5 protein-coding genes are annotated in these 4,060 nt (G+C 50.2%); 4 read left to right on the top strand and 1 reads right to left on the bottom strand.

Annotated features, from left to right (window positions below; all coding sequences use genetic code 11):
* Positions 1-873: caspase family protein (locus IQ260_RS28500; RefSeq protein WP_193996448.1), on the bottom strand; the 873-nt coding region annotated here is incomplete at its 3' end.
* 296 nt (positions 874-1,169) lie between these two features.
* Here IQ260_RS28500 and IQ260_RS28495 point away from each other — a divergent pair.
* The 4 genes from IQ260_RS28495 to IQ260_RS28480 all read left to right on the top strand — a co-directional run.
* Positions 1,170-1,634, top strand: a complete 465-nt coding sequence (locus IQ260_RS28495; RefSeq protein ID WP_193996447.1) for a hypothetical protein — start codon at positions 1,170-1,172, stop codon at positions 1,632-1,634.
* 131 nt (positions 1,635-1,765) lie between these two features.
* Complete coding sequence (gene rpmF, locus IQ260_RS28490; RefSeq protein WP_193996446.1) at positions 1,766-1,945, top strand: 50S ribosomal protein L32; 180 nt, start codon at positions 1,766-1,768, stop codon at positions 1,943-1,945.
* A 480-nt stretch (positions 1,946-2,425) separates the two neighbouring features.
* Positions 2,426-2,827 carry a hypothetical protein gene (locus IQ260_RS28485; protein ID WP_228016514.1) on the top strand — a complete coding sequence of 134 codons (402 nt, stop codon included), beginning with the start codon at positions 2,426-2,428 and terminating at the stop codon, positions 2,825-2,827.
* Positions 2,828-2,972: 145 nt separating this feature from the next.
* On the top strand, positions 2,973-4,060 hold a 1,088-nt coding region (locus IQ260_RS28480; RefSeq protein ID WP_193996444.1), incomplete at its 3' end, for a PhoX family protein.

Here is a 4,060-nt window from a genome sequence, read left to right as displayed (position 1 = left end):
CTCCGGGCTATCGGGAATCAGGCCCCCCGACTCCAGGCCATCATCCGTCGCATCTGGATTAACTGCAGACTGAGAGTCAGCTCCCACTGTCGGATCTACCAGGGCTGGGTCTGCATCCGCAGCTGCAGAGGTCTCCCGCTGATGCCACAGCAGCTGAAATTTTTGCTCTTCCGGTAACAGCACCACCGGATTTTGAATAGGACGCCAATGGTGTTCACACAGTTCAGGCACCCGTTCTACCAGATAGCGCTCCAGGTGGCTGAGGGTAGCGCAGCCATCGTAGCGCAGGCCTTCTAGCAGCGCCGCTGTAAACAAACCGTGGCGCACTGCCAATGTTTCATGGGAAAACTCATTGGGCTGACAGGATAGGATCAGCGGTATGCGGGCTTTCCGCGCCAGCTTAGTCACCTGGGTCCCTATCGCCTGACCCGCCAAAGCGCTCTGGCTACGGTTGATGTCCAGCACCATCATCACGTTTTTGGTCGGGGCTTGTTTGAGATCCTTCACCACATCCTGCAGCGCAATGCCGGTCTGCTTAATCTGGGCCGGGTCACCGTCCACAGGCATTAGATAGTCGCGATTATCGGCCTGAGCCCCGTAGCCGCTAAAGTAAAACCATAGGGTGTCATCCTTTTGCACTCGTCCCTGGCAAATGGTTTCTAACCAGTCGTTAATGGCCATCCGATCCGGGTAGACCGCTTCCTGCTCAATCGACGTGGACAAATCACTCAGTAAAATGCAATTCTCCGGCGCGAAACCCACATCATCAATCAGGTATCGGCGGATGCCGACCGCATCGTTTTGAGCTTGCATCAGCGGTTGAAACCCCTGATACTGATTGATTCCGATAATAATTGCCCAGCAAGTCGACATCAGAGGCCACCAAGTACAGTTTGGATGTTGAAAGGAATAGACACATTCAGCGCCATATGGTACTGCAAGTTGAAGCGTTTGCGCTTATATCTGTCATCAGCTTATAGAAGTTATAGATCAATACCTGAGAAATACCGTTATCCAGTCAAAAATCTGGCCTGGTTAGCTGATTATTCGTGATCATTCACGATACAAAAGTGGGAAAGTTTGACGAATGAGTTCCTATGGAGAATCAGCAACGTCCAGTTATATTACAGTTCTACCCGTAAGGCATTAGTTAGTACTTGTTGATTTACATGTCCACGACATCATCCCCCTATCGGACCCATTACAGACGGCGACGCCCCCTGGTGCGACGCCTCAGTGCTTCATTTGCGCCTGTGGGGCTAGCCATGGTGCTAGGGACATCCAGTGCCCTATGGCTGACCGAAGCGCTGATCATGCCAAAGGCATCCTATGCATACACCTCACGGTTAAATCTATTTTTGACATTAGAGGACGGCGAACCCTACAAAAGCTTGGTGCGACGGGCAAATATGGCCGCTCGGGCCGGGGCGCAGCGGAGTTTTGACCAGGAGCTGTTGATTACAGACGTAGTGATCAATGTGACTGGAGAGAATAGTGACGGTGTTGCTGTACCGGTGCTGAGTCTACGGGTCAGCCGTCAGGAATGGAGTCAACAGCCAGTGACTGAGTACTGGGCAACTTACTTTCGGGGTGCTCAGATGCTGCTTGAATCGTCTCAGGACACGGCGCTTTAGCAAGGCTGGTGGGCGGTGCCCACCCTACTTTTATAAAAAGCATGCCTTTATCCATATCAGTAACGCTACGTTGTGCTGAATGTGCGACTTTAGTTTATTATCGATAGGTTATCTAACTTTTTCCCAGGTCCATGGCAGTTCCTAAGAAGAAACGATCCAAATCTAAGCGCAACATGCACCGCGCTGTTTGGAAGAAGAAAGCAGAATTACAGGCTCAGCGGGCTCTAAGCCTGGGCAAGTCAGTCTTGACTAATCGGTCAAACAGCTTTGAGTACCCTCAAGATGATGAGGATGAGGACGACGAGGAGTAGGCCGGTTCGCGTCATTTCTGTAATTTGTAAAAGTAAATTAGCGGGCAAAGTTTTGAATGAACTTTACCCGCTAATTTTATGGGTAGATCCTACAGGCGTAGGGAGACGGAAGAGATTTCTCCTCAGGGCTGTCTCAGTAAAAAATTCCTCTTCTTTAACGTTTAAGAATCTCGTGTTAATCTCTCCTTTACCTGAGATTTTTTTAACTATTGAGAATCTCCTGTTAACCTCCCCTTTACCTGCAAAAAGTTTGTTTGTGGAACTATGGAGCTAGGGGACAGGCCAAGTCAAACGACTAATGCTGTCTAGTCTTAATTACATAACCATTGCCAAATTATGTTGGCTAATCGTCTTTCTATAGGGTCAGGCAAACTATTGCTGACCTGTTTGTCTGTGGCAGCGTGTCTTGTCGGCACTGTATGTATAGACAGTTTTTTCGAGTCAGCTTTAGCAAGTACAAACGGGGCGGTTCTTGTGGATATGCCCATATACGGTCGCACCTCTAGCGACGACTTGATTCGTGGGGCTGAGTCCATGGTTAGTCAAACGATTAACCGCCATTTTGATGCCAATCCCGGCCTGGCTGAGATTGAGGTTGTTGTGCTGGGTAATCGTAACGGCGACGTTATACCTGTTTTGACCACAGCTGTTTCTCGGACTCAGTGGCAGGAAAATTCGCAGGTCAGTGCTTGGACAAAGTACTACAGCGCCTACGCTCTGATCCGACGGCACGATAGACAGCCTACCCAGGTGGCGACTGTCGCCTCGCGCCGTTCCGCGTATGCGTCCTCCCAGGTCATTGCTGTTCAGTTTGAGCGACAGTTTGACTTGGGGCAACTAACGGGGCGGACTATACAGGCTTACACAGATCTTGTGGATTAGCGTTTTACGAAAAGTTTTTTCAATCTGAGAAGCTCTCCTGATTTCTCCTTGTTTAAGGATTCAGGCACAAGTCTGAGTGGGAAGGCTGCTTAAATTACGTTCCTTGATGGTGCAACTGCGATCTAAGAGAGGAGAGAAAATTCCCATGTCTCACGATAACGAAGTCTGCAATCGCTCTACCAATCGTCCTTTTGAGGATATTCTCAAGGCTAGTTTTTCCCGCCGCCATATGCTGCAGCGTAGTGCTGTGCTGTCAGCTGCTGGCTTTATGGGCGCATTTGTGGGTGAAAGTTTGTTGGCAAAAGGTGCCGCCGCTGCTGCCAGCTTGTCCGGCGGCGGTGCTGCCGGTACGCTGTTGGCGCAGACGAGTGGTCTACTGGGTTTCACCGCTGTAAAAATTGCGGATGCTGTTGTAGATCCTGCCACACCGACAATTTCTGATGACTATGAGTACCAGTCTTTAATTCCTTGGGGCACATCGATTCAACCCGGTGGGAAAGAGTACAACGGTGATCCCAACAGTCGCCCCACGGCTGCTGAGCAAGCTAATCAGGTCGGTATCGGCCATGATGGCATTTGGTTCTTTGCCAAGAATGGCACTAGCAGCACTGAAGGTATGCTCTGTGTTAACCACGAGTTTGGTCGTAATCGCCACGTACTCGGCAAAGGTGTGCCTGAGAGTCTAGCGGACGTGCGACTGTCCCAGCATGCCCACGGTGTTTCTGTTGTTGCCATTAAGAAGACTAATGGCAAGTGGGATCGCGTTGCTAGTCCCAATTCTCGCCGGATTCATGTCAACACTGAAGTTGAGTTTAGCGGCCCTGTAGCGGGTCACTCCTTGTTAAAGAACGCTGCCAATAACGTTCCTCAAGGTACTGTCAACAACTGTGGGAATGGCTATACTCCCTGGGGTACTTATCTGACCTGCGAAGAGAACTTTAACGGTTACTTTGGTTCTAGCGAAGGGGACGCGTTTGTTCCTGATGAAAATCAGGGTCGCTATGGCTTTAGCGCTACTGGCTTTGGCTATGGTTGGGAGCAGTTTGACAATCGTTTCGATCTTTCTAACCCCAACTATGCGAATGAGCATCACCGCTTTGGGTGGATTGTTGAAATTGACCCTGAGGATGGCTCTAAGAAAGCTGTTAAGCGCACAGCTCTAGGCCGCTTTAAGCATGAAGGGTTTGCCTTTGCAACGGGGGCTGGTGGTCGTGCCGTGGGCTACATGGGAGA

This window comes from Leptolyngbya cf. ectocarpi LEGE 11479 (genome assembly GCF_015207065.1).
Classification (GTDB): Bacteria; Cyanobacteriota; Cyanobacteriia; order Phormidesmidales; family Phormidesmidaceae; genus Leptothoe; species Leptothoe ectocarpi.
Note: the sequence above shows the minus strand (reverse complement) of the source record. Positions and strands in the feature narration are given on the sequence as shown.